Origin of the sequence: Pseudomonas sp. (genome assembly GCF_050739935.1) — a bacterium.
Taxonomy (GTDB): Bacteria; Pseudomonadota; Gammaproteobacteria; order Pseudomonadales; family Pseudomonadaceae; genus Aquipseudomonas.
In genome coordinates this window covers 1-25,603 of sequence record NZ_JBOICF010000059.1, presented here as the reverse complement: position 1 = coordinate 25,603, position 25,603 = coordinate 1, and the positions used below count along the sequence as shown (strand labels likewise).

Genomic DNA, 25,603 nt, shown 5'->3' with positions numbered 1-25,603 from the left:
TAAGTTTTTTCACCCATCGAACGGGGTAAATATTATGTCAATTACACGGGATCTAGATCCTGACCTTTTCCGTCACGCGATGACCTGCTTCGCCAGCGGCGTGACGGCTATAACGACGCAAGAGTCCGGGATTCCGTCTGGATTAATCGCGACATCGGTCTGCAGTTTGTCGGCTGATCCGGCCACTATCCTGGTATGTATAAATAAGAACGCATCTTCACATGACGTCATTCTGCGGACAAAAAGCTTCGCCGTTAATTTGCTGTCAGCTGACCAGGCGTCAGTTGCCAAGCGTTTCATTTCATCAAGCGGGACAGACCGCTTTGATCCTGGGCAGTGGAGAGATGGCACGACAGGTGCGCCAACATTGATTGACTCCGTCGTCGCCTTTGATTGCTCTCTGATTGCTGTTCATGATGGTTTCACACATACCATTGTTGTGGGGAAAATTGAGGGTGTCACTGTGAATGAGGACGTAGCTGCAGATTGTCTGTTGTGGCATCGACACGGATTTGCTCATAGTTCTCTGCGCGCTAGCTGATACGATGTTGGCGGCGCCGCGATGATAATAATTATATTAAGAGATACGTTTGCACCTTAGACAGTCCCGCGTTGCCTTACGGTAGGTGGTAAGTCTTTAAATATATACTGCGTCTATACTTGCAAACACTTAACTCAGCGAGGCAGGACAAATGAATTTTCATCGTTTATTCGGTTCGGATAGCAAAGCTCGTACGACCCGGCTGGCCTTGGCGAGCGTCACCGCAGCGCTATTCTTCACCCACGCCATCCATGCAGAAGAAGTTACCGGCCTCGAAGGCGTCAAAGCGGATACAGCGCTTGCCGCCGCAGTACCACAATTCTATAAAGATCGAGGCACACTGACTGTAGCTGTCAATCCAGACGTAGTGCCTATCAAGTTTGTCAACGATGACGGTAATATTGCAGGCTTCACCCCAGATCTATTTACCGCTGCGGCCAATGTGCTGGGTCTACAGATAAAATTTGCACAAACCTCATTTGATGCGCTCATACCGGGCATGAGCGCAAATCGCTTCGATGTCATTCTGTCGCTCTCGGATTACCCTGCACGCCATAACACTGTTACCTTTGTTGACTATCTCAACATGGGCGAAACGATTGTTGCTGCGCCTGCAAGCAAACTTTCCATTACATCTAATGATGACCTTTGCGGTTTACGGTTAGCCGTTTTGCGCGGAACTGGCGCGTCGAAGGAAAGCGCGGTAATCAGCGACCGCTGCGTCGCAAACGACAAGAAAGCGATTGAAGTTTCCACATACCCCGACGCGAACATGGCACTTTTGTCGCTCTCGACAGGTGTGAGCGAGGTCGCTTGGGTTGATTCCCCCATTGGAAACTACAACGCAAACAAATTTCCCGCCAAATACAAAGTTATTTATTTCAGTCCACAAGCGCCTTACGGTATTGGCTTCGGTGTAGACGACAAAGGCAAGCAGCTCGCCAGCGCAGTTCAGCAGGCATTACTGAAGCTTCATAAAGATGGCGCATATGACGCCTTATTGAAAAAATGGGGCTTGAATCCGAGTGATGCGCAGCGAGAATTTCCAATCAACGGCGCTAATTTGTAAAACGTCAGTGGCCAGGTGGGCTACAGACTTCGTATCTCTCTGTAGCCCATGCTGAATCAACACGCCTTTATCTGCTGATAAAGCCAACTGATATACCGCTTGTTTATTCCATGCTGGCACAAAGTTAGCCTTTTATACTTTCCTTTCACCGACGACCCATGCCTCAGTGCTACTGGAATCAATTTTTCCCCATTAATGTTCCTGTAGCGCCTCGCTCTCTTCGCGTGCGACCTCGCGCAAGATCTTTGAAAATGCTTCGACCAGCCGACTGGTCGGCCTTCCTTTGGGAAGAATCAATAATCCTTCACACACCACTGAGGGCTCGAAAGGACGAGTCACCATGGAGGCGTTTCGGTAATCCTGGACGGCGAGAGGATTTATGATGCAGACGCCCATGTCGAGGGCGACGAGCGAATTGATAATAGAGCTGTAGGGGGTTTCGATATTCATTTTTCGTGTGACCCCGGCTTCCTCGAATACCTGATCCACGGATTTGCGCATTTCTTCATGGCTGGCCAACGAGATAAAACTTTCGCCTTCGAGGTCTGCGGGCGAGATGCGATCTTTCGCGGCCAAACGATGGTTTTCCGGCATGAGGCATACGCTGTTCACTCGAAATAGAATGTCTGGTTCCGACGGGAAGCCTTGAGGCGGCAGATGAGAGACAATTCCCAAGTCACAGAAGTGCGAATCAACCCATTGCGAAATCGCTGATGAATGCCCCATGTGCAGGGACAAGCCAACTTCGGGATGATCTTTCGAGAAGCGCTTGATGGCGCGTGGGAGTAATCCCAATGCCAGCGTGGACACCGCGGCTATTCTTAATAGTCCGGTGCCGAAACGTCGAAGTTTATTGGCGGTTTCGTCTAATTGCTCCAATCCTACGAAACTGCGCTGTACTTCATTGAAGAAAGCCAAGCCTTCTTCAGTGGGTGTCAATTTTCCAGGCGATCTTTCGAATAGCTTCAGGCCAATCGATTTTTCGAGTTGAGATACGAGCCGACTGACATTGGGTTGCGAAGTGTGCAGTACACGTGCCGCGCCTGTAGTAGAGCCGCAGAGAACTACAGCACGAAAGGCTTCGACCTGCGAAACGGTCATCGTCATTAAAGAGGCTCCAAAATCGTCATGTCGGCCAATTTACGTCCCTTTTCTTATAAAGGACAGGACGCAGTTGGGCAAAAGAGATGGACAGATTCTGGATGCGCGCAGGTCGGGCGCTATCGGTTACTTCAGCTCGCGATCATCGGCCGTAGCCAACTGGTAGTTAGTTTTCTGTTGTGCCAACGGCTGCGGTCACCAGGATCTCGACGAGGATGTCGGGGGATGCCATTTCACATTGAGCAGTTGCACGTGTGGGAGCGGCATCGGGTGACGTCCATGCGTCCCATACTTCATTCATGCCGGCGAAGTCATTCTTGATATCTTTGATCCAGATCTGGGCGGTAAGCAGGCGACTTTTATCAGTGCCTGCCTCAGCGAGATATTTTTCTACCTTGGCTAAGGTTTGCAGTGTTTGACCTCTAATGTCCTGACTACGGTCATCAGCGGTTTGTCCGCCTACGAATACGATGCTGTTGTAGATGACAGCGCGGCTACGACGTTTATCCGTCGCAATACGAGTGATGTCGTTCATCAAGAAGCCCTTTATATATAAAAGCGTTTATTTAACGTTATCGTTTATGCCGCAAGAGTTTTTTTGGCCTGCGGGATCGGAAAACTCAATCTGCGGCCAACTCACCAATCGTTATTGGCTTGATGGGCGCTCGGATTCGGTAATAGCCGATTTCGTCAGGGGGCAAACCACGCACCTGCGCAAGAAGTTCGGTAACGGTCAGGCCGCAAAGTCGGCCTTGGCAAGGACCCATCCCACACCGTCCAAATGCCTTGGTCTGGTTTGGGCCTTGGCAGCCAAGTTCGGCATATTTTCTGATTTGGCCTGCAGTCACTTCTTCACAGCGACAAACGATAACCGAGTCATCCGCCGGCATTCGGTGCGCGGCGGGTGGGCGATAAAGTGCGTCGAGAAACGGTCGTACAAGAACCTGGTTGTCCAGTTCGCTTCGCACGGCCCGCTCGCGGCGATCCCTGTCGCCGGGGGCCAGACGGTCAAGCGCGCCAGCGATTGCGATCGCCGCCAGGCGCCCTTGGGATGCTGAAGCCTTGGCCCCAACGATCCCGCGACTGTCTCCGGCGATATAAATACCGGTTTTTTCGATTTGTCCGTATTCATCCGTTTCCGGTGCCCAGCATAACTGCGCGTTGTCCCATCGGTGCCTGGCTCTGAGCGACCAACTGAGCTGCGTATTCGGCACTACGCCTTGATGCAGCAGAATCAACGACGATTCGATGCGATGCGACTGTCCCTTATGGGTAAAGCAGATCGCTTCGGCGTGATGTGTACCCTGGATCGATAGCGCCTCAGCGCCTGCGTAAACCGGCACACGCTGCTTGCTTAGCTGACTGAACATGCGCATGCCTTTACGCAAATCGCGCCATCCCCGTATTGCGCCTGCAAGATGCGCTGACGCCCTGACATAATCGCGGCGTTGGGTGGTGTGTATCACTGCCTTCAATTTCACACCGGCTTGCAGATACTGGCTTGCCAACAGATAAAGTAAGGGGCCGCAGCCTGCGAGCACGACAGGCTCGCTCGGCAACGCACCCGCAGTCTTGTACAGAATCTGCGCCGCGCCGGCCCCCATGACGCCGGGTAGTGTCCAGCCTGAGATGGGAAATGGCCGCTCCATGGCGCCACTGGCCAGAATGATGTGGCGCGCTTGCAAACTCTGATTAGCGCCGCCGCACAGATAGTTCACCGTAAGATCCCGTCCGACATTCCATACCGCTGCGCCGGCAATATGCCGGGCGCCGCTGTCGGCAAACTGGCGGGTCAATTGAGCGCCCGCGGCATAGTCTTCACCGAGCACGGAACGTTTTAATGCGCTGGCGGCATCTACCGCGCGGTAGATCTGTCCGCCTGTCGCGGCTTGCTCATCGAGCAATGTGACGCTCAAACCCGACTGGCGGGCTTCGATCGCCGCTGCCAGCCCGGCAGGACCCGCACCGACAATAGCGACATCGACGATATCAGCGGCCATGATCTTCTCCCTCTTCAGGTGCCGGCACGGCCGACGCCCCTTGTTGACGTCTGACGCTCATTCCTTCCCGTATCGGAATCTGACACGCCTGGCAGCCAGGCTTGCCATCCACCTCGACCAGGCATTCGAAACAGACACCCATCATGCAGTAGGCGGCGCGTGGTGCGGACGTCACCGGCGTATTACGAAACGGACCGACTCCATTGAGCAGCAGCGCTGCTGCAATGCTGACGCCCGCGGGCGCGGTTATTGGATGGCCATCGACCTCGAGCGTGACAGGGTTCGAAAGAATTCCTTCAAATCTAAACAGCGGAGAGCCCGCCGATGCAGTTTCAGTGGCCATACGAAAATGCCCTTTTTGTGTCCAGAAAGCGCTCGCCAGCAAATACATCGAAGCCATCCGGAGCGTTACCCAATCCCGCCATCCAGGGGCCGATGACATAGGCATGTGCGCCTGCGAGCGACACTCCACTATGGCTCGTGGCGACAAATGCGCCGGGGCAGGAGGCCGACTCCTGATAAATCGGCAGACCGTCCGGGGTCAGGACGCGCAAGGCTCCCCATGCCCGAACCAGCCGTACGCCTGAAAGAATCGGAAAGGTCGCCATTGCGCGTTTGGCGATCCATTGGATTGCATCGACGGTCGTGGTGTCGTCCAGTCCGACGTCTTCTATCGAATAGCCCAGTTGCACCGTTCCCTCGTTCGTCTGCCTGGCCTTATTGGTGGGGTAGGGCAGAAAGGGCTTGAGCCTCTCGGTAATCAGTACCTGTCCCCTGTTAGGGATCACCGGGGCATTGAGACCGACTTGTTCGGCGAGTGCCTTACTGCCCAGCCCCGCGGCGATGACAACACGTGGGGCATGCCAGGTCGCACCGTCCTTGCTCTTGATGACAAAATCAGCATTCTTTTCGTCGTAATTGATATGCGTGATATCTACGCTCGAGACTATTCGCGCACCTTTCGCTTTCAGGCCTGCATGCAGGGCGCGCAAGAGCAACAGCGGATTGGCATGGCCGTCGAGGGGGCAAAAGCTGCCCCCTGCAACTGATTTGCCGATGGCGGGAAGACGCGCTTTGAGTTCAGCATTATCGAGCATCGTGAAGGGAATCCCACCTACCCCATTGTTCACGCGGGTCAGCATTGCCTCACGCGCTTGCATTTCTGCGTCATTGAAACCAATCCAAAAGCCGCCGTCCTGTCGATACGCCACATCAACACCGGTCAGTTCGAACAGTTCCGTAGCCAAGGCAGGCCAAAACTGTACGGCGTCCCGGCTCCAGCGTGCGTATCGAGGCAGGTTTTCGCCTTTGCTCTGAACCCACACCAAACCAAAATTGCCCCGGGAAGGGCGATGTGCGATGTCGCCCTGATCGAGCAATGTAACAGTGGCTCCCGCTCTGGCTGCCCCATAGGCAATAGACGCGCCGACCAATCCACCGCCGATGACAACGAGCTCTTTCGCTTGCATGGTTTCTCCGCTTTTGAAAATGGAAAACGCAGGCGTCTAGAGCAGCGCCGTTCTTCCACAGGCTTACGTGGCAACACTAAAGCGGCGGGCGGATATCAGTCCAATAGATATATGGGGGGAGGGTATGCACTGAAGGTATAGGGACGGGATGGGCGTTGATGGGCTGGCGACCGGTCATCTCGCCCAGGGAATTGGCCCTCTGAGGATCCCGCTCTTAATCTGGCCGGCGCTGTAGGAGCGTGGCTTATCCTGCGATTTGGCGCGAAAGGTCGCGTCCGACCGCAACGGCAGTGATCCGAGGAAAGAATCGCTCATGTTCGGACTTAAATGAACGCCTCATGACCGCGCCGTCGGCAGCCTTTACGTCTCAGATCCCTCCGATCTGACATGTGCCTCATGGGCGCAAAGGTGCAAAAATCGCTCGAATCCCCCGACACTTTGGATAATCCGCGCAACCCCAGAAATTGCCCCCTGCGTTGGCACCGGTCCGCGCCACACGCATCACCATCGTCTTACGGCAATGCGGACAGGCAGGAGGTTTTGGCGCAATCGGCACCTCCGGCGTTTCCGGTTTAGCGACAGACTCCGATACAACCGGTGCTGCAAATTCCGGCTCAATCACCATCGGCTCGATTCGTTCGGCGACCACCTCAACGGTCGGGCGTGGCCCAGGTTTCTTCGTCTCGGCAATCCACTGCTTCAGCACATTCCCATCCACCAGTTGCAGATTTCGGCCCGAAGCGAAGTCCCGCGCCTGTTTGGTAAACGTCCCACTGGTGACCACGAAACCACCGACAGCACCTTCAGCCGCCATCGCCCCGTACAACTCACGCACGACCGGCACTCCCACCTGGACCGAGCGCCATTGCTTGCACTGCACCAGATACGTCTCGCCATCCTTGCGCGCCACCAGATCGATGCCGCCGTCTGGCCCGCTGCCGTCATTGTCCTGCACCTTGTATCCCCGTCGCCGCAAAGCCTCGCCCACCAGCAATTCGAACTCGTGCCAACTGATGCTCAGCAGCGTGTTCCCGCCTGGCGTGGCGACGGATTTCAGGAGATTGCGGGATCTGAATCGACGAAAAAGCGAAGCGACAGTACCGCAGCCAAAAATGAACGGCAGCAGATACTGGCCAATACCCGCCAACGTTCGCGCCATGCTTCCCAGCACAACGGATTGAAGCTGATGAGGATCGCTGGAGAGAGTCACAGGTCCATTCGCGACCGAATGCAGACCAAAGCCCGAGATCAGCGCAATGGTAAGACTCAGCCACCAAGGCAGCTTGCGGGCGATAAAAAACAGGTCGTCGAACAGAGAAGATTTCTTGGCCATATCCGTGGTTTTCACACATCCGTAGAAGAGAATTCAGTCATCAAACACGCACGCCTGTAGCAGCCCGGCTTGCCGGCGGCAGCGATCATAAGCGTTCTACAAACCTCAGTTCAGAAAACAACGAACCGTCTGTAAGACCCCTCATCCACACGCGTAGGAATGCCTTCACATTCTACAGAGAAAAAACACTGTAATGGCTCAATGATGTCATGGTAAAAAGCGACCCGGAAAACCCATCCGCATCGCTAAGGAACAGCCATGACCAAGGTAAGAACCAGCTTCATCGCAGCCCTCGCACTGCTCAGCGCCTTCACCGTTTCTGCAAAAGAAACCCGCCTCACCGACGCCGCCATCGCCCAGATCCTCATCGAAGACTCCATTGCCAACTACTCCGGCAACTGCCCATGCCCCTACAACTCAGCCCGCAACGGCAGCCGCTGCGGCAAACGCAGCGCCTACAATCGCGCAGGCGGCTACTCGCCGTTGTGCTTCAAGGAGGATGTGTCGAAGGAGATGGTTCAGGAGTATCGGCAGCGTACGAAGGGGTGACGGTGTGTGGATGGCGTTAACCACTCTTTCGCAGGCGCTGGTTCTCGCGCCATTCCGCTCTTGATTCTGGGCGCAGCCCGTAGGACTTGTCTGAGACCTGGGTAGGTCCCGTCCATTTCGCTTCAACCGCATTCCTGAACCCGCTCCGCTCCCGCAAACTCCGCCCTTCCCCCACGGCGAGAGCGCATTCTTGAAACAGGAAAGAACTCATTACCACGCCCATTTTGGCGTTTACTTCTCGGTTGTACGTTTCACAGTGCTGCCCGAAGACCGACTCGCTCTACGAACGCTGCACTTCCCGGATGTCGGCGGCGAATGTTGGAGAGTGCGGGATTTCATTAGCGAGACTTATGACCGCATGCTCGCCCAGAGGCGACCGTGTGAGATGGTTGTCGAGGTATCCAGACCATTAACGCGCAACCAGGCTGATCTTTTCAACCTGCAAAGCGCCTCGGTGGGCGCAGGTGCTACTGCGGCGACGAGGAAGCTTACACAGCACATGCATCCGTACTTGTCAGGCTTTGCTGTAGCGGCCGTAGGGTTAGCAGCGCTGTTTGCATTGGAGAGCAGACACGCTGAAGACATTATTGTCGCCGTGCAAGCTCGCGTGAGTGGTGGAATTGGGCCACAGAGCAGAACCGTTTCTATGTTACTTAAAGCTAAAGGTGGTGTTCAGTGACCACCCCCATGATTTTCGGCCTTGGCATGACCTTCCATTGCATGCTGAGCTACAGGCTAAAGTCTCGAAATTGGAGGAAGTGGCTTGGACTTTCAATGGCAGCCCTCGGCGCACTGGCGCTATCCAAACTAGACCTTTCAGCCAACGCGTTTTTGATAGCGCTCATAACCGCAATCAACGGCTTGATCCTCTTTTCAGAGCGCGATTACCACACCAAGAACGAGGACTAACCCCTATGCTCCTCATCCTGGGCATATTTCTCACCTGCGCCGCCTATTACCTGCTCGACCGCAAACTCATCCACAAACACCCTCGAAAATGGACCGGCCTTGCCCTCATCAGCCTGGGCGCGACAGCAACCTTCACCCTCGACACACACATAGACGACTTCTTCATCTGGGGCTTCGTCGTCGCGTGGTGTATCGGCCTCGAGCTGTTTTTCAACTGCGAGAAGTACAAGGATTACTACTGGTAGGTTTAGCGGGTCCGCCGTTTGAGTGGCGATACGACTATGGCTTGTTTATCATCGAGCAATTGCGGCATCTGATCATTGAGGAAGTATTCGAAGTGATATCCGCCAATATCAAATCCTTCATCTGCTTTACGGATCAGAACGATGCCGCAGCGTAGAAGAGCGACCGTTAGGGTTTGGGTGGAAGGGGATTGTCCTGTCGGTAGCTATGCGTGGGGTTAATGACCAAACGCTTCAACTGCCGGTCCAGCTCGCCGCTGTGGTACAAATCCAGGCACTTCAACAGATCGAACCGGACGCCTTTGCCTTCCGAATCAGCCAGTGGGTTGTGATAGTCCCGCGCCAGATACTCATCCACTAAACCGCTGATATCGTCCGGCGCTTTCTCCAGGTCGTAATACGCCCAGTCCCGCAGCGCACTGACACTGCTTCCCGCATCGGTAGCGGCACCTGTGTCGCCTTTGTAGGCGTTGGCAATACAAGTCGCGAGAACCATGTCCTTATAGTTTTGCGCATAGGTACGAGCACCTGCTTCTGGAGAGTTACCAGCCTGAGCGAATGAGCAACCTGTAAATAGGAAGACAATTGAGATTGAAGCGATAGAAAGGAAAGCCCAGCGCTTATTCACGGCAAGCTCCAGAAATGGGCTTGATCAGTTCTGTAAGTGGCTTCTGGCGAATTGAAATAACACTGATCGTAGCACCGCCTGCCATCGAATAAGGTGGCGTGCCCCTGAGCATCCGACCAGCCAGACACCTCGAAAAGAATGACGCCTTTTCTACCTGTAAATTCGCCGACGGCGGATACACCACAACTTCAGGTTTTCCCCACCGCTGCTGTAGGAACGTGATGAGATTTCTGACACGAAAGAAGTACTGGCGCTTATCGGCACCAGACACGGTTTGCCCCGGAATCTTCGGGATGATCAGCCCAGCTTCATTGAGTATGTAGCTCATCCGCACAGCGCAGGTATTGCTCCAGCGCTGGGCAGGGTCGAGGTTATTAATGTTTTTTTCAACGTAGCCGCCAATGACTTCTGCTGCCTTGGGGCCGGATTCGGAAGGATCGTAAAATTCGCTGTGAAGCAGCCCAAGCGAAAGCAAAAAAGGGACGACTCATTTCATATCCTGGATTTCGGTTTGACGTGGAGTCGCGACGCCACCAGTGTTTTCCGGCATCTCACTGATTCCTAAAAAATCAGGACAAGTCCTACAAGCCGGTATGAATTGGTCTTACATGACATCATCCCGATCGCAAAGCCTGAGCAGCCATCCGCCACCAAGACATCCGAGATCCACGCTCAATCCCGTTTTCTCGACCATCATCCAGCGCCACCACTCGCGGCATATAACGGGTTTCGATCTAGTCCGATGGATGATGTCCCCACTTTGCTACAGAAATGGGTCGTTGTGCCACTCCCGTTCCACGGGTCCAATACCAATAAGGAGGTATTTAGCTCGAATTGTAGTAGCGACCGAGAAATAGCGCTCTCCACAAACTCTTCTGAAAAGCCGGCGTAATATTTATACAGGCTTTTAGTCTTTTTAGACTTTAACTTTGGGTTTTTAGTTGTCATAAAAAAGGCGAAGATTAATTCGCCTTTGTATTCCTTAATCAATTAGTCCCAGCTCAAAGCCCCACCCGTCTGATACTCAATCACCCGCGTCTCAAAGAAGTTCTTCTCCTTCTTCAAGTCCATAATCTCGCTCATCCAGGGAAACGGATTCGTCGTCCCCGGATATTCTTCCTTCAACCCAATTTGCGACAACCGACGGTTGGCGATGAACTTCAGGTAGTCCTCCATCATCGCCGCGTTCATGCCCAGTACCCCGCGAGGCATGGTGTCGCGGGCGTATTCGATCTCCAGTTGAGTACCTTGCAGGATCATCTGCGAAGCCTCTTCCTTCAACTCGGCATCCCACAAATGTGGGTTTTCGATTTTGATCTGGTTGATCACGTCGATGCCGAAGTTCAGGTGCATGGATTCGTCGCGCAGTATGTATTGGAACTGTTCTGCGACGCCGGTCATTTTGTTGCGGCGGCCCATGGAGAGGATCTGGGTGAAGCCGCAGTAGAAGAAGATGCCTTCAAGAACGCAGTAGTAGGCGATCAGGTTGCGCAGCAGTTCTTTGTCGGTTTCAGGGGTGCCGGTTTCGAACTTGGGATCTGAGATCGACCGGGTGTATTTGAGGCCCCAGGCGGCTTTTTTCGCGACCGACGGGATCTCGTGGTACATGTTGAAGATCTCGCCTTCGTCCATGGCCAGCGATTCGATGCAGTACTGGTAGGCGTGGGTGTGGATTGCTTCTTCGAAGGCCTGGCGCAGGATGTACTGGCGGCACTCCGGGTTGGTGATAAGGCGATACACGGCCAGTACGAGGTTGTTGGCGACCAGGGAGTCGGCGGTGGAGAAGAAGCCCAGGTTGCGCATGACGATGCGGCGTTCGTCGTCGGTCAGGCCTTCCGGGTTTTTCCAGAGGGCGATGTCGGCGGTCATATTGACTTCTTGCGGCATCCAGTGGTTTGCGCAGCCGTCGAGGTATTTCTGCCAGGCCCAGTCGTACTTGAAGGGCACGAGTTGGTTGAGGTCGGCACGGCAGTTGATCATGCGCTTTTCGTCAACAGCGACGCGAGCGGCGGAGCCTTCGAGTTCGGCCAGACCTTCAGCGATGTCGAGTTTGTTCAGGGCAGCCTTGGCGCGCGCGACGGCAGCGGAGTCGTTGGCGTTAGCAGCGCGCGCTTCCAGAGCGGCAGCACCACCGGCGCTGTCGAGTTTGTCCATGGCAGCTTCGGAAGCGTGGCCTGCGTTGGCGCCTTTGGCGGGTTCAGCGGCGTCTTCTTTGTCGAATTCGTCCCAGCTCAGCATGGTGATGAGGCTCCTGCGTGAGGACCGCCTTGGCGGTCGATTGGATTTTAAAGTCGGCGTTGCCAGCGGTGTATGTCGCGTAGGCTGGCATCGGGAATAGATTGGGTGCAGCTTAGGTCTTACTGTGATTGATCAACGAAGACGAGAATCGTCGTTTCGGATCGATCGGCGAACGTGCTGCGAAGGCCACCTGTGGCAGGCCGGCGATACGGGTTAACGGGGCTGTTTTCAGAGTGCCAGCTTTGCAATGTGCAAACGGTCATTTGAGTACCCTGGGTGAGCGCGGGATTATACAGATTTTGCCCGGCGCGGGTTCGTCCCTGACGGAATCTGAAGGTTGAATTGCCTTCATTTTCCTTTGCGTTCTTCGCCAAGCCATGCTTGAGGAATAGCGCGTTGATATTAGAGGCTAATCACGTATCTAGTGTTAATTTTGGAGCGAGACACATCATATAGTGTGTCCTACCCGTCGGCAATCGACGGGAGAGATCGAGTTTCGACGAATTCATCTGGGCTGATTTGGATCAAGGCTTTGATAATGCGTCGAGGTTGCGTATCCAGAGGCGTGCAGGGGACACCCCTCCAAAACCAGTATTGGTTACCCAGTCGAAATGAAGCGCCAAATTGTGACGTAATCGACGAGTGGCCCATATCTGGCTCCGTCGCCCATGAGGACTGAACCAGCGAATGTTCAGCTACCGATTGCCTCGCCCACACACCGCTCAAACACCCTGACCAACCCCGCATAGTCACATCCGACCGCATCGATATTGGCCTGTATCCACTCATCAGCCTCGACTGGCCACCAACTGATCTCGTATCCGGCGTTGACGATGATGTGTTCGAACAGGATGCGTTGCGCGCGGCCGTTGCCTTCGCGGAAGGGGTGAACGACGTTGAGATCGCCGAACAGCTCGGCGCAGGCGTTGATCAATCGGGTGCGGTCCAGATCCTGAAACCAGTTGGCCTGCGCCAGTACAACGAACAGCTTGTTGGCTTCGGGCTCGATGCGGTGCGTGACGCAGAAGTGCGTCTGGTCTTTAGAGATGTCCACGGTGCGCAGTTCGCCGGCCCAGTCGTAAAGGTCGTTGAACAACTGGCGGTGGATAGCTTGCAGGTAGGAAAGGTCGTAAGGCGGGGGCGTGAAGTCGATGGTTTGAGCGGCGACTTCGGAGAGATCACGTTCAGCCTGAGCCAGAGTGGTGGCGTCAGTCAGGTTGAGCCGGTTGCGCAGGACGGTGCTGCCGGGTGGGCAATAGGGGTCTTGTCCAACGCCGTATTTATCGACCATCAGGCCTGTTTTTGACGGTAGGTTTTCAACAGTTCTTCCCGCGAAGGGAGGCGACGTTCGGCGTCCAGCGGCGAGCTTTCGAACCCTTCGAGGCGCAAGCTGGCGGCATAATTGGAACGGCGCGTTTTGGCGCAGTAGGCTTTCTTGTCATCCAGAGAGGGCGTAGGCATCGGGAATCTCCAGGCGGTGAGCGTTGAGTTTAGCTGAAAAAGGCCCGCTGCCACAGCGGACAGCGGGCCTTCATTCAAGGGATTACGTTGCCGTAATGCCGATTGCTATTTACTGGCAAGCTTCGCAATCCGGCTCGTCAATGGCGCACGCCTTAGGCACTGGCGCTGGACCGGCTGGAGCTGCTTCGGCTGGACGTGGGGCGGTGATCGCCGAATCGTCCGGGCCGTGGCCGCCGCTGGAAACGGCGTTGAGCTTGCCGGTGTTGATGGTCGACTTCTCGGTGCTGGTTGCGGCCAGGGCGCGGAGGTAGTAGGTGGTTTTCAGGCCACGGAACCACGCCATGCGGTAGGTCACGTCCAGTTTCTTGCCCGACGCGCCAGCAATGTACAGGTTCAGCGACTGAGCCTGGTCGATCCACTTCTGGCGACGGCTTGCGGCGTCAACGATCCATTTGGTGTCGACTTCAAAGGCTGTCGCGTACAGGTCTTTGAGTTCCTGCGGGATGCGTTCGATCTGCTGTACCGAACCGTCGTAGTACTTGAGGTCGTTGATCATGACCGAGTCCCACAGATCGCGTGCCTTGAGGTCGCGAACAAGGTACGGGTTGATCACGGTGAATTCGCCCGAAAGGTTCGATTTCACGTACAGGTTCTGGTAGGTCGGTTCGATCGACTGCGATACGCCGGTGATGTTGGCGATGGTCGCGGTCGGCGCGATGGCCATGATGTTCGAGTTACGAATGCCTTTCTGCACGCGAGCACGCACTGGCGCCCAGTCCAGGGTTTCGTTCAGGTCGACGTCGATGTACTTCTGGCCACGGGCTTCGATCAGGATCTGTTGCGAATCCAGCGGCAGAATGCCTTTGGACCACAACGAACCCTTGAACGTCTCGTAAGCACCGCGCTCATCCGCCAGATCGCAGGAAGCCTGGATCGCGTAGTAGCTGACAGCTTCCATCGAGCGGTCGGCGAATTCGACGGCAGCGTCGGAACCGTAAGGAATGTGCTGCAGATACAGCGCATCCTGGAAGCCCATGATGCCCAGACCGACCGGACGGTGGCGGAAGTTGGAGTTCTTCGCCTGCGGCACCGAGTAGTAGTTGATGTCGATAACGTTATCGAGCATGCGAACGGCGACGTCGATGGTGCGCTTGAGCTTGTCGGTGTCCAGCTTGCCGTCGACGATGTGGTTCGGCAGGTTGATCGAGCCCAGGTTGCAGACAGCGATTTCATCCTTGTTGGTGTTCAGGGTGATCTCGGTGCACAGGTTCGAGCTGTGGACCACGCCCACGTGCTGCTGCGGGCTGCGCAGGTTGCACGGGTCTTTGAAAGTCAGCCATGGGTGGCCGGTTTCGAAGAGCATGGACAGCATCTTGCGCCACAGGTCTTTGGCCTGGATGGTCTTGAACAGCTTAACCTTGCCTGGGTACTCGGTCAGCGCTTCGTAGTACTCGTAGCGCTCTTCGAAGGCTTTACCGGTCAGGTCGTGCAGGTCCGGGACTTCGGACGGCGAGAACAGGGTCCACTTGCCGTCGTCGAAGACACGCTTCATGAACAGGTCAGGGATCCAGTTGGCGGTGTTCATGTCGTGGGTGCGACGACGATCATCACCGGTGTTCTTGCGCAGCTCGATGAACTCTTCGATGTCCATGTGCCAGGTTTCCAGGTAGGCACAGACAGCGCCCTTGCGCTTGCCGCCCTGGTTCACTGCAACAGCGGTGTCGTTGACCACTTTCAGGAAAGGCACGACGCCCTGGGATTTGCCGTTGGTGCCCTTGATGTACGAGCCCAGCGCGCGAACCGGGGTCCAGTCGTTGCCCAGGCCGCCTGCGAATTTGGACAGCATGGCGTTGTCGTGGATGGCGTGGTAAATGCCCGACAGGTCATCTGGAACGGTGGTCAGATAGCAGCTCGACAGCTGTGGACGCAGGGTACCGGCGTTGAACAGTGTAGGAGTGGACGCCATGTAGTCGAAGGACGACAGCAGGTTGTAGAACTCGATGGCGCGGTCTTCACGGGCTTTCTCTTCGATCGCCAGGCCCATGGCCACACGCATGAAGAAGATCTGCGGCAGTTCGAAACGCACGCCATCCTTGTGGATGAAGTAACGGTCGTACAGGGTCTGCAGGCCCAGGTAGGTGAACTGCTGGTCGCGCTCGTGGTTGATTGCCTTGCCCAGTTTTTCCAGGTCGAATTCAGCCAGAACAGGGTTCAGCAGTTCGAACTCGATACCCTTGGCGACGTAGGCTGGCAGCGCCTTGGCGTACAGGTCGACCATTTCGTGGTGCGTAGCGCTCTCGGCTACGCCCAGGAAGCCCAGGCCTTCGGCACGCAGGGTGTCCATCAGCAGGCGCGCGGTCACGAACGAGTAGTTCGGCTCACGCTCGACGAGGGTACGCGCGGTCATCACCAGAGCGGTGTTGACGTCGGTCAGCGCCACGCCGTCGTACAGGTTTTTCAGGGTTTCGTTCTGGATCAGGTTGGCGTCAACCTCGGCCAGACCTTCGCACGCTTCGGTGATGATGGTGTTCAGGCGGCCCATGTCCAGCGGCGCGAGGCTGCCGTCCTTGGTGGTGATGCGGATCGACGGGTGAGCCTGTACCGGGGCTTCGCCACCACGACCGGCGCGCTCTTTGGAGCGGTCGTTACGATAGATCACGTAGTCGCGAGCCACTTTTTGCTCGCCAGCGCGCATCAGCGCCAGTTCTACCTGATCCTGGATTTCTTCGATGTGGATGGTGCCGCCCGAAGGCATGCGTCGCTTGAAGGTTGCGGTGACTTGTTCGGTCAGGCGGGCAACGGTGTCGTGGATACGCGACGACGCGGCGGCGGTACCGCCTTCAACTGCGAGGAACGCCTTGGTGATGGCGACGGTGATCTTGTCATCGGTGTAAGGAACTACGGTCCCGTTGCGCTTGATCACGCGCAGCTGACCCGGTGCGGTCGCGGACAGGTCCTGCTGGGTCGCACCTGTCTGCGGCGCAAGGGCCTGCGGATTCTCGCGAGTTGTGTCTGTTTGCATGGGTGTCTCCACGTTCTCTATGTTTATTTGGGCTGCCGTAAGGCACCCACCGTTCCGTCTTGAGACAGTTGACCGACAGACGTCAGTCCAATGACTTCAAAACGGATGGGAAGGCTGAAGGAGCGCCGACCCTGGCTTTGAAGTCCAAAAGGGCGCGGCTCTGTGGCTCGTCACCCTGTAAAAGCTTGTGCAATATGCGTTTTTTATGTTGCAACACTTGTACCGTAACGCGCAGATCATGAAGCTCGGGTGTCTGCCATTCGCGTGTGAGCGGTCAGGCGGTGAAACCGGGAATATTCAGCCCGTTGGGGACGAGAAAAATGCTTGAAATCTCTCGGCCACTTGTGTTTGGTTTTTTAATCGAAACCCTACATGTAGGGGGTCGATCAGCGACGGGGTACAAGATAATGCGTTTCGGACACTAATTGCAACGCATGAGCTGTGGATAAAGCTGTGTGTAATTTGTGTGCGAATCAGGGAAATCCCGTGTAGGCCGCATAGCTACTGGGATGGGCCGTCGGTCACTGTTTTTTTAGTCTGGAAAAACAGTGACCCGGTTTTTTGCGGGCGCGAACCCTATCACAAAATGCGGGGTTGGCAAGGGACGCGGCGGGGTGGTTTGCATGTCGTGTGTCATGTTGGGATGTTGGGATGTTGATGACGCTGCGCGCTCGAATCGGCCGCTCAGCTCGTGTGGGAACGAATTCATTCGCAAGAGGCCCGTACAGCCGATAAAAAAGACCGCCTGATAATCCGTATCGCGAATGAATTCGCTCCCACAGGGGGCTGCGGCGCCCTATGATTCGTCGCAACTCGCCATGGCGGATTCCTTCTATTAATAAGAACAACCCAGGAGACACGGAACGTGCAGCAAGAACCCTGGCAAATCTTGATCGTCGAGGATGACTTTCGACTGGCCGAGCTGACTCGCGATTATCTTGAAAACAATGGGCTGCAGGTCAGTCTGGAAGGTGATGGCGCTCGGGCGGCGAAGCGGATTGTCGATGAACAGCCGGATCTGGTGATTCTCGACCTCATGCTGCCGGGCGAAGACGGCCTGAGCATCTGCCGCAAGGTCCGTGATGACTATGACGGGCCGATCCTCATGCTCACCGCACGCACCGACGACAGCGACCAGATCCAGGGTTTGGACATGGGCGCCGATGATTACGTGTGCAAGCCGGTACACCCTCGCGTATTGCTCGCGCGCATTCATGCGTTGCTCCGACGCAGCGAAACCGTCGACGCACCTGTTCAGGAACAACGCCGGCTGGTGTTCGGCCCGCTGACCGTAGACAACGCTTTGCGCGAGGCCTGGCTCAATGATATGAGCATTGAGCTGACCAGCGCCGAGTTCGACCTGTTGTGGCTGCTGGTCACCAACGCTGGACGGATTCTGTCCCGCGAGGAGATTTTCACCGCCCTGCGCGGCGTCGGCTATGACGGCCAGGATCGCTCCATTGACGTACGTATTTCGAAGATTCGCCCCAGAATCGGCGACGATCCCATTCACCCGCGCCTGATCAAGACGGTACGCAACAAGGGTTACCTGTTCGTGCCGGAAGCGGCCAGGGACATGAACGCCTTTTCCCGGGGCGATTAACCTATGAACTCAATTTTCCTGCGCATCTATGGCGGCATGCTCGGCGTGCTGGTGCTGGTAGCGCTGCTCGGCGTGCTGACCCTGCACTTGGTCAACAACGTACGCAGCGGACAATACCGCGAGCAACTGGCCCACGGCACTTTCACCCTGATGGCCGACAACCTCAAACCCATGGACAGCATCGAGCGCACGCGGGCGCTGGCGGTCTGGGAGCGGTTGCTGGGCATTCCGCTGGCGCTTGAAACCGCTGAGCAAGCGCATCTGGATGGCGGTGCACGTAATCGCCTGAGCCGCGGACAGGTGGTGGTCGAACAGACCGGGCCGCATGCCGCGCGGGTATTTCGTGAGGTCGAACCGAGTGTTTCCGGCAAGCCCGGCAGCGCAGTGTTGCTGACGGGCGAAGTGCAGCAGATCAGCGAACAACTGGCCCGGGCGACGATTTTTTTGCTGCTCGATGAGCTGGTGCGTTTCCCGGTGGATGAGCAGCCGATCCGCCTGGAAAGCCTGCGCTTGAGCAAGGGCTTCGGCTTCGACATGCACCTGATCAAGCTGGAACAAGCCGATGTCGATGACGATCAGCGCCGGCGCATCGACGAAGGCGACACGGTGATGGCGCTGGGCAAGGGCGGCGATTCGATTCGCGTGCTGTCCGGCGTCGGTGAAACCCCGTGGGTGCTGGAAATCGGTCCGCTGTACCAGATGAATCCCTATCCACCCGAGTTGCTGGTGCTGATCGCGTTTGTCGGGCTGTGCCTGATCGGTCTGGTGGTCTACTTGCTGGTGCGTCGGCTGGAGCATCGTCTGCGTGGCCTGGAGGCGGCCGCCACACAGATCGCCCAAGGCAGTCTGGAAACCCGCGTTCCCGAAACCGGCGCGGATTCGGTGGGGCGCCTGGCGTCAGCGTTCAACGGGATGGCCGAGCATTTGCAGCGTTCGTTGACCATTCAGCGCGAACTGGTGCGGGCGGTGTCCCACGAACTGCGCACCCCCGTCGCACGTCTGCGCTTCGGGTTGGAGATGATCGGCGACGCCAGCACGCCGCAGGCGCGGCACAAATACATGGTCGGCATGGATAACGACATTCAAGACCTCGACAAGCTGGTGGACGAAATGCTGACCTACGCGCGCCTGGAGCAGGGGGCGCCGACGCTGAGTTTTCAGCGCGTCGATTTGGGCGCCCTGATCGATCAGGTCATCGCCGAACTGGCGCCACTGCGGGCCAACGTGCGTGTTGTCCGGGGGCAGAACAGCACCGTCGGCAGTGACGCTTCGGATGACGACGAAGCTTGGGTCGAGGCCGAGCCACGTTATCTGCATCGGGCCTTGCAGAATCTGGTGAGTAACGCCATGCGCCACGCCGAATCCGAGGTGCGGGTCGGTTTTCAACTGAGTCAGGAGCGCTGCCGAATCGATGTCGAGGACGATGGCCCCGGCGTGCCGGAAAGCGCCTGGGAGCGGATTTTTACCCCCTTCATGCGCCTGGACGACAGCCGCACGCGGGCCTCGGGCGGGCATGGTCTGGGATTGTCGATTGTGCGACGAATCGTTCATTGGCATGCGGGGCGGGCTTCGATCGGGCGGAGTGAGGCATTGGGCGGCGCGTGTTTCAGCCTGACCTGGCCACGTCAGCAGGGTGATGTGTGAATAGAGAATGGTTTGACGGCCCATTGGCCGGGTTCGCCAGGACGCTGGTACTGGATAACGCTCGGCCCGTCATCCCCTTGCCTGAGCTGCTGCGTGAAAAAATACTGGATCGGCTGTTGTTGCAGGTCTACGGCCCGGAACTGATGCCCGACAAGCTGCCGGTGCTGGTCTCGCAGTGGTTCAAGTTCTACGCGATGCAGTTGATTCCCCCGGTGATTGTGGCGAGCCTGGTGCAGGGCGTGAGCTGGACGTTGCGACTGGATCAGCTGGCGTTTGCCCTGCATGAACGCGGTTTTCTCGACGGCGTGAAGTTTGAGAGCGCGGGTTTGGTCGCGTCGCCATCCGACGAGCCGTTCGAGCGCTTCGCGCCGTTGCTGGAAAACCTGCAGCAGGTGATTGAGCAATTGAGCGCATATGGCAGCGTCGCGCCGGGAGTGTTGTGGAGCAGTGCCGGGGATTACCTGGAGACCTGTTTGCGGCAACTGGCTCAAATCAATGGCGCGTCAGCCCAGATTGGCTACGGGCTGCTGCGCGAGCGCCTGCGGCCGGATGGGCGGCGCAATCCGCTGTTCAAGGCCATCATTTATATAGAAGGGCCGGATGGGCAATCCGTCAGGCAGCGGCGCAGTTGTTGTTTGAGTCATCAGGTGGCGTGGGTAGGGCGGTGTGAGCATTGTCCGTTAACGGACAGAGCCTGATCCGGTTTTTGGGACTGGTTCAGAACTGCTCTTGATTCTGCCCCGCGGGCGCGGGATCTGGCTTGCCAGCGATTCTGCCGGAGACCGGCAGTCACATCTGGCACCTCGCTGCATCAGGCAGACCGCGTGCAACGGTTTGCAGCAGATCGTCAGCAAGCTGGACTCCCGGCAAGCAGAACTTCTAAGCGCTCCAGGCAGAATCCAATGTATCAACTGTGATGTCAGGTCGGTATCGCCACCAGACTCAACAACTGCCCTTCCCCCATGCTGAACTGCGCGTCCAGCTCCTTGCCGTTGTGCCATTCCTCTGACAGATCGGTCTTCAGCTTCAGTCGTGCGCTGCCATTTTCCGACCACTCCAGCAATTCGGCATCATCGAAATAGAAGCGCTTGAGCACGATGGGGTAGAGCGCCTTGAACAGGGCTTCCTTGAGCGAAAACGTCAAGGTCACACACGATGCCACCTGATGCTCGGGCCCCGCCGTCATGCGTTGCATTTCAGCGTGGGTGAGGATTTCACCGGCCAGTTTTGAAGCCCGGTCGCTGCTCATGAGCTGTTCGACGTCCATTCCAAGCCCTTGCCAGTGCTGCTTGCTGGCAACGATGGCTGCGGCCCAGCCGCTGCTGTGGGTGATCGAGCCGCACAGGTCCAGCGGCCAGATCGGCGCACGATCGTCACCGATCAGCGGCACATGCTGACGGCCATCGAGTTGACGCATCGCTTCCCGCGCACACAACCGACCGGCGAGGAATTCAGCCTGACGCTTGGCGACTGAACGCTGGATGCTCGCGGGCGGTTCGATGAGACAGCGCTGAAAGTCGCCCTCAAGAAGCTTTTGCGGATCGAACTGGCCACTGATCAATACCGTATTGGCCAGCGCCTGAGGCAACGGCCAATGGGGGCTGAGGCTGGGGCAGCAGAGTGGAAGAATTGGGGATTGGGTCATGAGCGGCATTTTGCAGGAATGAGGTGACCGCGCGCCATAACTGCGTTCCCATGTCACAGCGCCGATCCATCGTCGGAGCCAGCTTGCTGCAAGCCGACTCCTACAGTTGCGCGTTTGCCACAAAATGCGTGGTACGCCGCAGACTTGTAGGAGACGTCGGAGGTTACGACGGCAGCGAACGCGGTGGGTCAATAACGATTGAGCTGCCTGACAGACCGCGTTCGCCAGCAAGCTGGCTTCTACAGTTGTGGGTCTGCCACAAGTGCGTGGCACGCCGCAGACTTTTGGGGACGTCGGAGGTTACGACGGCAGCGAAGGCGGTGGGTCAATGACGATTGAGTTGCCTGACACACCGTGTTCGCCAGCAAGCCGGCTCCTACAATTGTGCGTCTGCCACAAATGCGTGGCACGCCGCAGACTTGTAGGAGACGTCGGAGGTTACGACGGCAGCGAACGCGGTGGGTCAATGACGGGTGAGGTGACTGACACACCGCGTTCGTCCGACCGCGGCCCGCAGCAAGCCAGCTTCTACAGTTGCGCGTTTGCCACAAAATGCGTGGCACGCCGCAGACTTGTAGGAGACGTCGGAGGTTACGACGGCAGCGAACGCGGTGGGTCAATGACGGGTGGTGACTGACACACCGCGTTCGTCCGACCGCGGCCCGCAGCAAGCCGGCTTCTACAGCAATCCGCATCTGTCGCTGGTTCGATTACAACGTCGAATTCTTAGCAAACTGTTCCTTGAGGAAGGCCTTCATGTCCGCCCACGAACTCATGTCTGCCGTTTCGTTGTAGCCGATGTCCGGCCCGCCATGGTCGCCGTGGCTGAGCTTGTCGGCGTCGGGGTTTGTAAAGCCATGCTTGGCGCCGTCGATACCGACGAATTTGTAGTCAACCTTGGCTGCGTCCATTTCCTTTTTGAAATCCGCGACGTTCTGCGGGGTGACCATGGTGTCGTTATTACCGTGTTCGACCAGCATGGGCGCCTTGGTCACGCCTTCCTTAGCCGGTGTCTTGGTGGTCAGCGCGCCATGGAAGCTGACCACTGCGGCCAGCGGTTCACCCCGGCGTGCGGCGTCCAGCACCACACCCCCGCCGAAGCAATAGCCGATGGCGGCGATTTTCTGCGGGTTGGTTTCAGGTTGCTTCTTCAATTGCTCGATCCCGGCGTCGAAGCGCTTGGCCGAGGCTGCTGCATCTGCTGTCGCGGCCTGCATGAAAGCCATGGCGTCTTTCGGGTGTTCGGTGTTCTTGCCTTCGCCATACATGTCGATGGCCATGGCGCTGTAGCCCAGCACCGCCAGATCGCGAGCGCGGCGCTTGGCGTAGTCGTTAAGGCCCCACCACTCATGCACCACCACGATACCCGGACGCGGACCCTTGATCGCGTCGTCATAGGCGTAATAACCGACCAGCTTGGTGCCGTCGGCGCTCTGGTAATCGATGGTTCGGGTTTTCACTTCCGCCTGAGCGAGGCCCGCCAGGCACATGAGGGTAAGAGCAATCAGTAAACGCATGTTTTTCTCCTTCTGACCGAGGCTGGCCGAGACTGACTGGTGGCTCGTCTGGCTTTGAGCCTAGACGATTGTGCCGTACAGGTTCCGACCCCGTGCGGTACATAGATGTTCAGCCGGGGTTCAGAACGCGTTCAGGAGGGGTTCAGCGCCTGCTGCGTATTCTCGGTGTCGTATCCACGAAGCAACTACGAAGGCGACTGGCGCCGGAGGACCTGCACATGCTGACGTTGAACAAGTTTTTTCTGGCCCTGGCTTTTCTTGGCGGCAGTGCTGCGACCCAAGCGGCTGACGGCAATGCCGACGTGTCACGCATCGACCTGAGCAGGAACAGCAAAAAACTCACGGGGATAATGATGGCCAGCACGACTAGACTGTCCGACGCGACTCCCGCGATGAGTCGCGCATATACCGTGCAGTCATCGAGTCTGAGCCAGGGTTCTGACAATTATTTGCCCGTTCTCCACCGGTTGTAAGTCGTCAGCGTTCAAGGATCAACCAACAAGAGGTAAGTCTGTGCCTGGGAGAGCTTCATGAAATTGCTGGTTGTCGAAGATGAAGCCTTGTTGCGTCATCACTTGCAGACCCGCCTGACCGAAAGCGGTCACGTCGTGGAAGCGGTGGGCAATGCCGAGGAGGCGCTGTATCAGGCCGGGCAGTTCAACCATGATCTGGCGGTGATCGACCTGGGCCTGCCGGGCATTGGCGGTCTTGACCTGATTCGTCAGCTACGCGCGCAGAACAAGGCATTTCCGATCCTGATCCTCACCGCTCGCGGCAACTGGCAGGACAAGGTTGAGGGTCTGGCCGCCGGCGCCGACGATTACGTGGTCAAGCCGTTTCAATTCGAAGAGCTGGAAGCCCGGATGAACGCACTGCTGCGTCGCTCCAGCGGATTCACCCAATCGATGATCGTCGCCGGGCCCCTGACGCTGGACATCAACCGTAAACAGGCCTCGCTGGACGAGCAGCCTTTGGCGCTGACCGCCTATGAATACCGGATTCTGGAATACCTCATGCGCCACCATCAGCAAGTGGTGCCCAAAGAGCGTTTGATGGAGCAGCTGTACCCGGATGACGACGAGCGCGATCCGAACGTGATCGAGGTGCTGGTCGGCCGTCTGCGCCGCAAGCTCGAAGGCCCGGTGGGTTTCAAGCCGATCGATACCGTGCGTGGCCTTGGTTATCTGTTCACTGAGCGCTGTCGATGATCCGATCGCTGCGGGTTCGGCTGATGTTGGCCGCCGCGACTCTGGCGGTCATCTTCATGCTGTTGATGCTGCCGGCGTTGCAAAGCGCCTTCAGTCTGGCGCTGGAAAGCTCCATCGAAAAACGCCTGGCGTCGGACGTGACGACGCTGATTTCCGCAGCTCGGGTCGAGGAGGATCGGCTGCTGATGCCGACCCTGCTCCCTGGTGAGCAGTTCAGCCTGCCGGACAGCCGCCTGCTCGGTTACATCTATAATCGCGCCGGCAAGCTGGTGTGGCGTTCCCGGGCCACGGAGGACGAGTCCATCGACTATCAGCCGCGCTATGACGGGCGCGGCGCCGAGTTCGCCAAGATTCGTCAGCCCAATGGCGAAGAATTTTTCGTTTATGACGTCGAGATCAAACTGCTCGGCGGGCGAAACGCCGCCTACAGCATCGTCGCCCTGCAACCGGTGCGCGAGTATCAGGAAACCATTTCCGGGCTGCGGGAAAAGCTCTATCTGGGCTTCGGCGGCGCGTTGCTGGTGTTGCTGATTCTGCTCTGGGTCGGACTGACATGGGGCCTGCGCGCACTCAGAGGCATGAGCCAGGAGCTGGATCAGGTGGAAGCCGGCTCGCGGGAAAGCCTCAGCGAAAAACACCCCAGCGAACTGCTGCGCCTGACCGACTCGCTCAACCGTCTGCTGAGCAGCGAACGGGAGCAGCGCATTCGATACCGCGACTCGCTGGGCGATCTGGCCCACAGCCTGAAAACCCCGCTGGCGGTGTTGCAGGGCGTCAGCGAGAAAATCGCCAAGCGCCCTGAGGATCTTGAACAGGCGCGGATTCTGCAATCGCAGATCGAGCGCATGAGTCAGCAGATCGGCTATCAACTGCAGCGCGCCAGCCTGCGCAAGAGCGGTCTGGTGCGGTATCAGGTGGCCTTGAAACCAGTAGTCGAGAGCCTGTGCAATACCCTGGAAAAGGTGTACCGCGACAAGCAGGTGGGCGTCACATTGGACTTGCCGGACGATTGCCAGGTGCAGATGGAAGAGGGTGCATTGCTGGAAATGCTCGGCAACTTGCTGGAGAACGCCTATCGGCTGTGTCTGAGCGAGGTCCGTGTGAGCTGGCGACCGTCGATGATGGGCGATGAACTGCTTATAGAAGACGACGGGCCGGGAGTGCCACACAGCCAGCGCGCGCGGATTCTCGAACGCGGCGAGCGGCTGGACCGGCAGAATCCGGGGCAGGGCATCGGGCTGGCGGTGGTCAAGGACATCATCGAAAGTTACGGCGCGCAGCTGACGTTAGGCGATTCGGACCTGGGTGGCGCGGCGTTCAGGATCAAGTTTGCGATATAGGCCGGTCGCAGAGGTCAGGTACGACACGATGCTGCAGGAGCCGGCTTGCTGGCGAACGGGTTCGTATCGGTTACAGGTGAGCTG

26 protein-coding genes and 1 pseudogene are annotated in these 25,603 nt (G+C 57.2%); 12 read left to right on the top strand and 15 right to left on the bottom strand.

The genetic code is table 11. From position 1 onward, the window contains the following. The first annotated feature begins 34 nt into the window (after positions 1 to 34). Together ACRER8_RS10440 and ACRER8_RS10435 are read left to right on the top strand one after the other, a co-directional pair. Complete coding sequence (locus ACRER8_RS10440) at positions 35 to 541, top strand: flavin reductase family protein (RefSeq protein WP_431746253.1); 507 nt, start codon at positions 35 to 37, stop codon at positions 539 to 541. A gap of 151 nt (positions 542 to 692) precedes the next feature. Beyond that, the gene (locus ACRER8_RS10435) at positions 693 to 1,610 is read left to right on the top strand and encodes an ABC transporter substrate-binding protein (protein ID WP_431746252.1); all 918 of its coding nucleotides are present in this window, start codon (positions 693 to 695) and stop codon (positions 1,608 to 1,610) included. 192 nt (positions 1,611 to 1,802) lie between these two features. Here ACRER8_RS10435 and ACRER8_RS10430 read toward each other — a convergent pair whose 3' ends face one another. The 6 genes from ACRER8_RS10430 to ACRER8_RS10405 all read right to left on the bottom strand — a co-directional run bounded on the left by ACRER8_RS10430 (position 1,803) and on the right by ACRER8_RS10405 (position 7,513). Then, positions 1,803 to 2,717: a LysR substrate-binding domain-containing protein gene (locus ACRER8_RS10430; RefSeq protein WP_431746251.1), complete on the bottom strand. Its 915-nt coding sequence runs from the start codon at positions 2,715 to 2,717 to the stop codon at positions 1,803 to 1,805. A gap of 160 nt (positions 2,718 to 2,877) precedes the next feature. Then, complete coding sequence (locus tag ACRER8_RS10425) at positions 2,878 to 3,246, bottom strand: RidA family protein (protein WP_431746250.1); 369 nt, start codon at positions 3,244 to 3,246, stop codon at positions 2,878 to 2,880. Between the two features lie 85 nt (positions 3,247 to 3,331). Beyond that, entirely contained in the window at positions 3,332 to 4,711 is a 1,380-nt protein-coding gene (locus ACRER8_RS10420) for an FAD-dependent oxidoreductase (protein ID WP_431746249.1), read from the bottom strand. After that, a complete protein-coding gene (locus tag ACRER8_RS10415) occupies positions 4,701 to 5,054 on the bottom strand; it encodes a (2Fe-2S)-binding protein (protein WP_431746248.1) in 354 nt (117 codons plus the stop codon). The genes ACRER8_RS10420 and ACRER8_RS10415 overlap by 11 nt, the downstream gene beginning before the upstream one ends. Further along, positions 5,044 to 6,180, bottom strand: a complete 1,137-nt coding sequence (locus ACRER8_RS10410) for an NAD(P)/FAD-dependent oxidoreductase (RefSeq protein WP_431746247.1) — start codon at positions 6,178 to 6,180, stop codon at positions 5,044 to 5,046. Before ACRER8_RS10410 ends, ACRER8_RS10415 begins: the two co-directional genes overlap by 11 nt. Positions 6,181 to 6,574: 394 nt before the next feature. Beyond that, positions 6,575 to 7,513 carry a restriction endonuclease gene (locus ACRER8_RS10405; RefSeq protein ID WP_431746246.1) on the bottom strand — a complete coding sequence of 313 codons (939 nt, stop codon included), beginning with the start codon at positions 7,511 to 7,513 and terminating at the stop codon, positions 6,575 to 6,577. A gap of 258 nt (positions 7,514 to 7,771) precedes the next feature. Between ACRER8_RS10405 and ACRER8_RS10400 the strand changes: the two genes are divergently transcribed. The 4 genes from ACRER8_RS10400 to ACRER8_RS10385 all read left to right on the top strand — a co-directional run bounded on the left by ACRER8_RS10400 (position 7,772) and on the right by ACRER8_RS10385 (position 9,216). Then, entirely contained in the window at positions 7,772 to 8,062 is a 291-nt protein-coding gene (locus ACRER8_RS10400) for a hypothetical protein (protein WP_431746245.1), read from the top strand. Positions 8,063 to 8,252: 190 nt separating this feature from the next. Further along, complete coding sequence (locus ACRER8_RS10395; protein ID WP_431746244.1) at positions 8,253 to 8,741, top strand: hypothetical protein; 489 nt, start codon at positions 8,253 to 8,255, stop codon at positions 8,739 to 8,741. Beyond that, on the top strand, positions 8,738 to 8,971 hold the full coding sequence (locus ACRER8_RS10390) for a hypothetical protein (RefSeq protein WP_431746243.1): 234 nt from the start codon (positions 8,738 to 8,740) through the stop codon (positions 8,969 to 8,971). The genes ACRER8_RS10395 and ACRER8_RS10390 overlap by 4 nt, the downstream gene beginning before the upstream one ends. A gap of 5 nt (positions 8,972 to 8,976) precedes the next feature. Then, on the top strand, positions 8,977 to 9,216 hold the full coding sequence (locus ACRER8_RS10385; protein ID WP_431746242.1) for a hypothetical protein: 240 nt from the start codon (positions 8,977 to 8,979) through the stop codon (positions 9,214 to 9,216). Positions 9,217 to 9,382: 166 nt separating this feature from the next. On the opposite strand, the gene ACRER8_RS10380 is transcribed toward ACRER8_RS10385, so the two are convergent. The 7 genes and pseudogenes from ACRER8_RS10380 to ACRER8_RS10350 form a co-directional block, all read right to left on the bottom strand. Then, positions 9,383 to 9,805, bottom strand: coding sequence for a type VI secretion system amidase immunity protein Tai4 (locus tag ACRER8_RS10380; RefSeq protein WP_431746298.1), 423 nt, complete (start codon positions 9,803 to 9,805; stop codon positions 9,383 to 9,385). 32 nt (positions 9,806 to 9,837) lie between these two features. Continuing rightward, a pseudogene (locus ACRER8_RS10375) lies at positions 9,838 to 10,332 on the bottom strand (type VI secretion system amidase effector protein Tae4). Between the two features lie 202 nt (positions 10,333 to 10,534). Further along, a complete protein-coding gene (locus ACRER8_RS10370) occupies positions 10,535 to 10,789 on the bottom strand; it encodes a DNA methyltransferase (protein WP_431746297.1) in 255 nt (84 codons plus the stop codon). 42 nt (positions 10,790 to 10,831) lie between these two features. After that, complete coding sequence (locus ACRER8_RS10365; protein ID WP_431746241.1) at positions 10,832 to 12,079, bottom strand: ribonucleotide-diphosphate reductase subunit beta; 1,248 nt, start codon at positions 12,077 to 12,079, stop codon at positions 10,832 to 10,834. Positions 12,080 to 12,770: 691 nt separating this feature from the next. Beyond that, a complete protein-coding gene (locus tag ACRER8_RS10360; RefSeq protein ID WP_431746240.1) occupies positions 12,771 to 13,370 on the bottom strand; it encodes a putative adenosine monophosphate-protein transferase Fic in 600 nt (199 codons plus the stop codon). Continuing rightward, positions 13,370 to 13,540, bottom strand: a complete 171-nt coding sequence (locus ACRER8_RS10355) for a YhfG family protein (protein WP_431746239.1) — start codon at positions 13,538 to 13,540, stop codon at positions 13,370 to 13,372. Before ACRER8_RS10355 ends, ACRER8_RS10360 begins: the two co-directional genes overlap by 1 nt. A gap of 109 nt (positions 13,541 to 13,649) precedes the next feature. Next, complete coding sequence (locus ACRER8_RS10350; protein ID WP_431746238.1) at positions 13,650 to 16,562, bottom strand: ribonucleoside-diphosphate reductase subunit alpha; 2,913 nt, start codon at positions 16,560 to 16,562, stop codon at positions 13,650 to 13,652. An 865-nt stretch (positions 16,563 to 17,427) separates the two neighbouring features. Here ACRER8_RS10350 and ACRER8_RS10345 point away from each other — a divergent pair. The 3 genes from ACRER8_RS10345 to fhuF are packed head-to-tail and all read left to right on the top strand — an operon-like array spanning position 17,428 to position 20,507. Then, positions 17,428 to 18,165: a response regulator gene (locus ACRER8_RS10345; RefSeq protein ID WP_431746237.1), complete on the top strand. Its 738-nt coding sequence runs from the start codon at positions 17,428 to 17,430 to the stop codon at positions 18,163 to 18,165. 3 nt (positions 18,166 to 18,168) lie between these two features. After that, positions 18,169 to 19,809 (top strand): ATP-binding protein, encoded by a 1,641-nt coding sequence (locus tag ACRER8_RS10340; protein WP_431746236.1) that lies wholly within the window; start codon positions 18,169 to 18,171, stop codon positions 19,807 to 19,809. Next, positions 19,806 to 20,507 (top strand): siderophore-iron reductase FhuF, encoded by a 702-nt coding sequence (fhuF, locus tag ACRER8_RS10335; protein ID WP_431746235.1) that lies wholly within the window; start codon positions 19,806 to 19,808, stop codon positions 20,505 to 20,507. The genes ACRER8_RS10340 and fhuF overlap by 4 nt, the downstream gene beginning before the upstream one ends. Positions 20,508 to 20,728: 221 nt before the next feature. On the opposite strand, the gene ACRER8_RS10330 is transcribed toward fhuF, so the two are convergent. Then, entirely contained in the window at positions 20,729 to 21,454 is a 726-nt protein-coding gene (locus ACRER8_RS10330) for a 4'-phosphopantetheinyl transferase family protein (RefSeq protein WP_431746234.1), read from the bottom strand. A 710-nt stretch (positions 21,455 to 22,164) separates the two neighbouring features. Next, entirely contained in the window at positions 22,165 to 22,971 is an 807-nt protein-coding gene (locus tag ACRER8_RS10325; RefSeq protein WP_431746233.1) for a dienelactone hydrolase family protein, read from the bottom strand. A 218-nt stretch (positions 22,972 to 23,189) separates the two neighbouring features. On the opposite strand from ACRER8_RS10325, the gene ACRER8_RS10320 reads away from it, so the two are divergent. The 3 genes from ACRER8_RS10320 to ACRER8_RS10310 are packed head-to-tail and all read left to right on the top strand — an operon-like array spanning position 23,190 to position 25,519. After that, positions 23,190 to 23,444, top strand: a complete 255-nt coding sequence (locus ACRER8_RS10320; protein WP_431746302.1) for a hypothetical protein — start codon at positions 23,190 to 23,192, stop codon at positions 23,442 to 23,444. A gap of 57 nt (positions 23,445 to 23,501) precedes the next feature. After that, positions 23,502 to 24,179 carry a response regulator gene (locus tag ACRER8_RS10315; protein WP_431746232.1) on the top strand — a complete coding sequence of 226 codons (678 nt, stop codon included), beginning with the start codon at positions 23,502 to 23,504 and terminating at the stop codon, positions 24,177 to 24,179. Beyond that, entirely contained in the window at positions 24,176 to 25,519 is a 1,344-nt protein-coding gene (locus tag ACRER8_RS10310; RefSeq protein WP_431746231.1) for an ATP-binding protein, read from the top strand. Before ACRER8_RS10315 ends, ACRER8_RS10310 begins: the two co-directional genes overlap by 4 nt. The last annotated feature ends 84 nt before the right edge of the window (positions 25,520 to 25,603 follow it).

Excerpts from the sequence above, each read along its gene's own strand:
- ACRER8_RS10440 (WP_431746253.1), top strand. The coding sequence starts at position 35 with ATGTCAATTACACGGGATCTAGATCCTGACCTTTTCCGTCACGCGATG.
- ACRER8_RS10435 (WP_431746252.1), top strand. The coding sequence starts at position 693 with ATGAATTTTCATCGTTTATTCGGTTCGGATAGCAAAGCTCGTACGACC.
- ACRER8_RS10430 (WP_431746251.1), bottom strand. The coding sequence starts at position 2,717 with ATGACGATGACCGTTTCGCAGGTCGAAGCCTTTCGTGCTGTAGTTCTC.
- ACRER8_RS10425 (WP_431746250.1), bottom strand. The coding sequence starts at position 3,246 with ATGAACGACATCACTCGTATTGCGACGGATAAACGTCGTAGCCGCGCT.
- ACRER8_RS10420 (WP_431746249.1), bottom strand. The coding sequence starts at position 4,711 with ATGGCCGCTGATATCGTCGATGTCGCTATTGTCGGTGCGGGTCCTGCC.
- ACRER8_RS10415 (WP_431746248.1), bottom strand. The coding sequence starts at position 5,054 with ATGGCCACTGAAACTGCATCGGCGGGCTCTCCGCTGTTTAGATTTGAA.
- ACRER8_RS10410 (WP_431746247.1), bottom strand. The coding sequence starts at position 6,180 with ATGCAAGCGAAAGAGCTCGTTGTCATCGGCGGTGGATTGGTCGGCGCG.
- ACRER8_RS10405 (WP_431746246.1), bottom strand. The coding sequence starts at position 7,513 with ATGGCCAAGAAATCTTCTCTGTTCGACGACCTGTTTTTTATCGCCCGC.
- ACRER8_RS10400 (WP_431746245.1), top strand. The coding sequence starts at position 7,772 with ATGACCAAGGTAAGAACCAGCTTCATCGCAGCCCTCGCACTGCTCAGC.
- ACRER8_RS10385 (WP_431746242.1), top strand. The coding sequence starts at position 8,977 with ATGCTCCTCATCCTGGGCATATTTCTCACCTGCGCCGCCTATTACCTG.
- ACRER8_RS10370 (WP_431746297.1), bottom strand. The coding sequence starts at position 10,789 with ATGACAACTAAAAACCCAAAGTTAAAGTCTAAAAAGACTAAAAGCCTG.
- ACRER8_RS10365 (WP_431746241.1), bottom strand. The coding sequence starts at position 12,079 with ATGCTGAGCTGGGACGAATTCGACAAAGAAGACGCCGCTGAACCCGCC.
- ACRER8_RS10360 (WP_431746240.1), bottom strand. The coding sequence starts at position 13,370 with ATGGTCGATAAATACGGCGTTGGACAAGACCCCTATTGCCCACCCGGC.
- ACRER8_RS10355 (WP_431746239.1), bottom strand. The coding sequence starts at position 13,540 with ATGCCTACGCCCTCTCTGGATGACAAGAAAGCCTACTGCGCCAAAACG.
- ACRER8_RS10350 (WP_431746238.1), bottom strand. The coding sequence starts at position 16,562 with ATGCAAACAGACACAACTCGCGAGAATCCGCAGGCCCTTGCGCCGCAG.
- ACRER8_RS10340 (WP_431746236.1), top strand. The coding sequence starts at position 18,169 with ATGAACTCAATTTTCCTGCGCATCTATGGCGGCATGCTCGGCGTGCTG.
- ACRER8_RS10330 (WP_431746234.1), bottom strand. The coding sequence starts at position 21,454 with ATGACCCAATCCCCAATTCTTCCACTCTGCTGCCCCAGCCTCAGCCCC.
- ACRER8_RS10325 (WP_431746233.1), bottom strand. The coding sequence starts at position 22,971 with ATGCGTTTACTGATTGCTCTTACCCTCATGTGCCTGGCGGGCCTCGCT.
- ACRER8_RS10320 (WP_431746302.1), top strand. The coding sequence starts at position 23,190 with ATGCTGACGTTGAACAAGTTTTTTCTGGCCCTGGCTTTTCTTGGCGGC.
- ACRER8_RS10315 (WP_431746232.1), top strand. The coding sequence starts at position 23,502 with ATGAAATTGCTGGTTGTCGAAGATGAAGCCTTGTTGCGTCATCACTTG.
- ACRER8_RS10310 (WP_431746231.1), top strand. The coding sequence starts at position 24,176 with ATGATCCGATCGCTGCGGGTTCGGCTGATGTTGGCCGCCGCGACTCTG.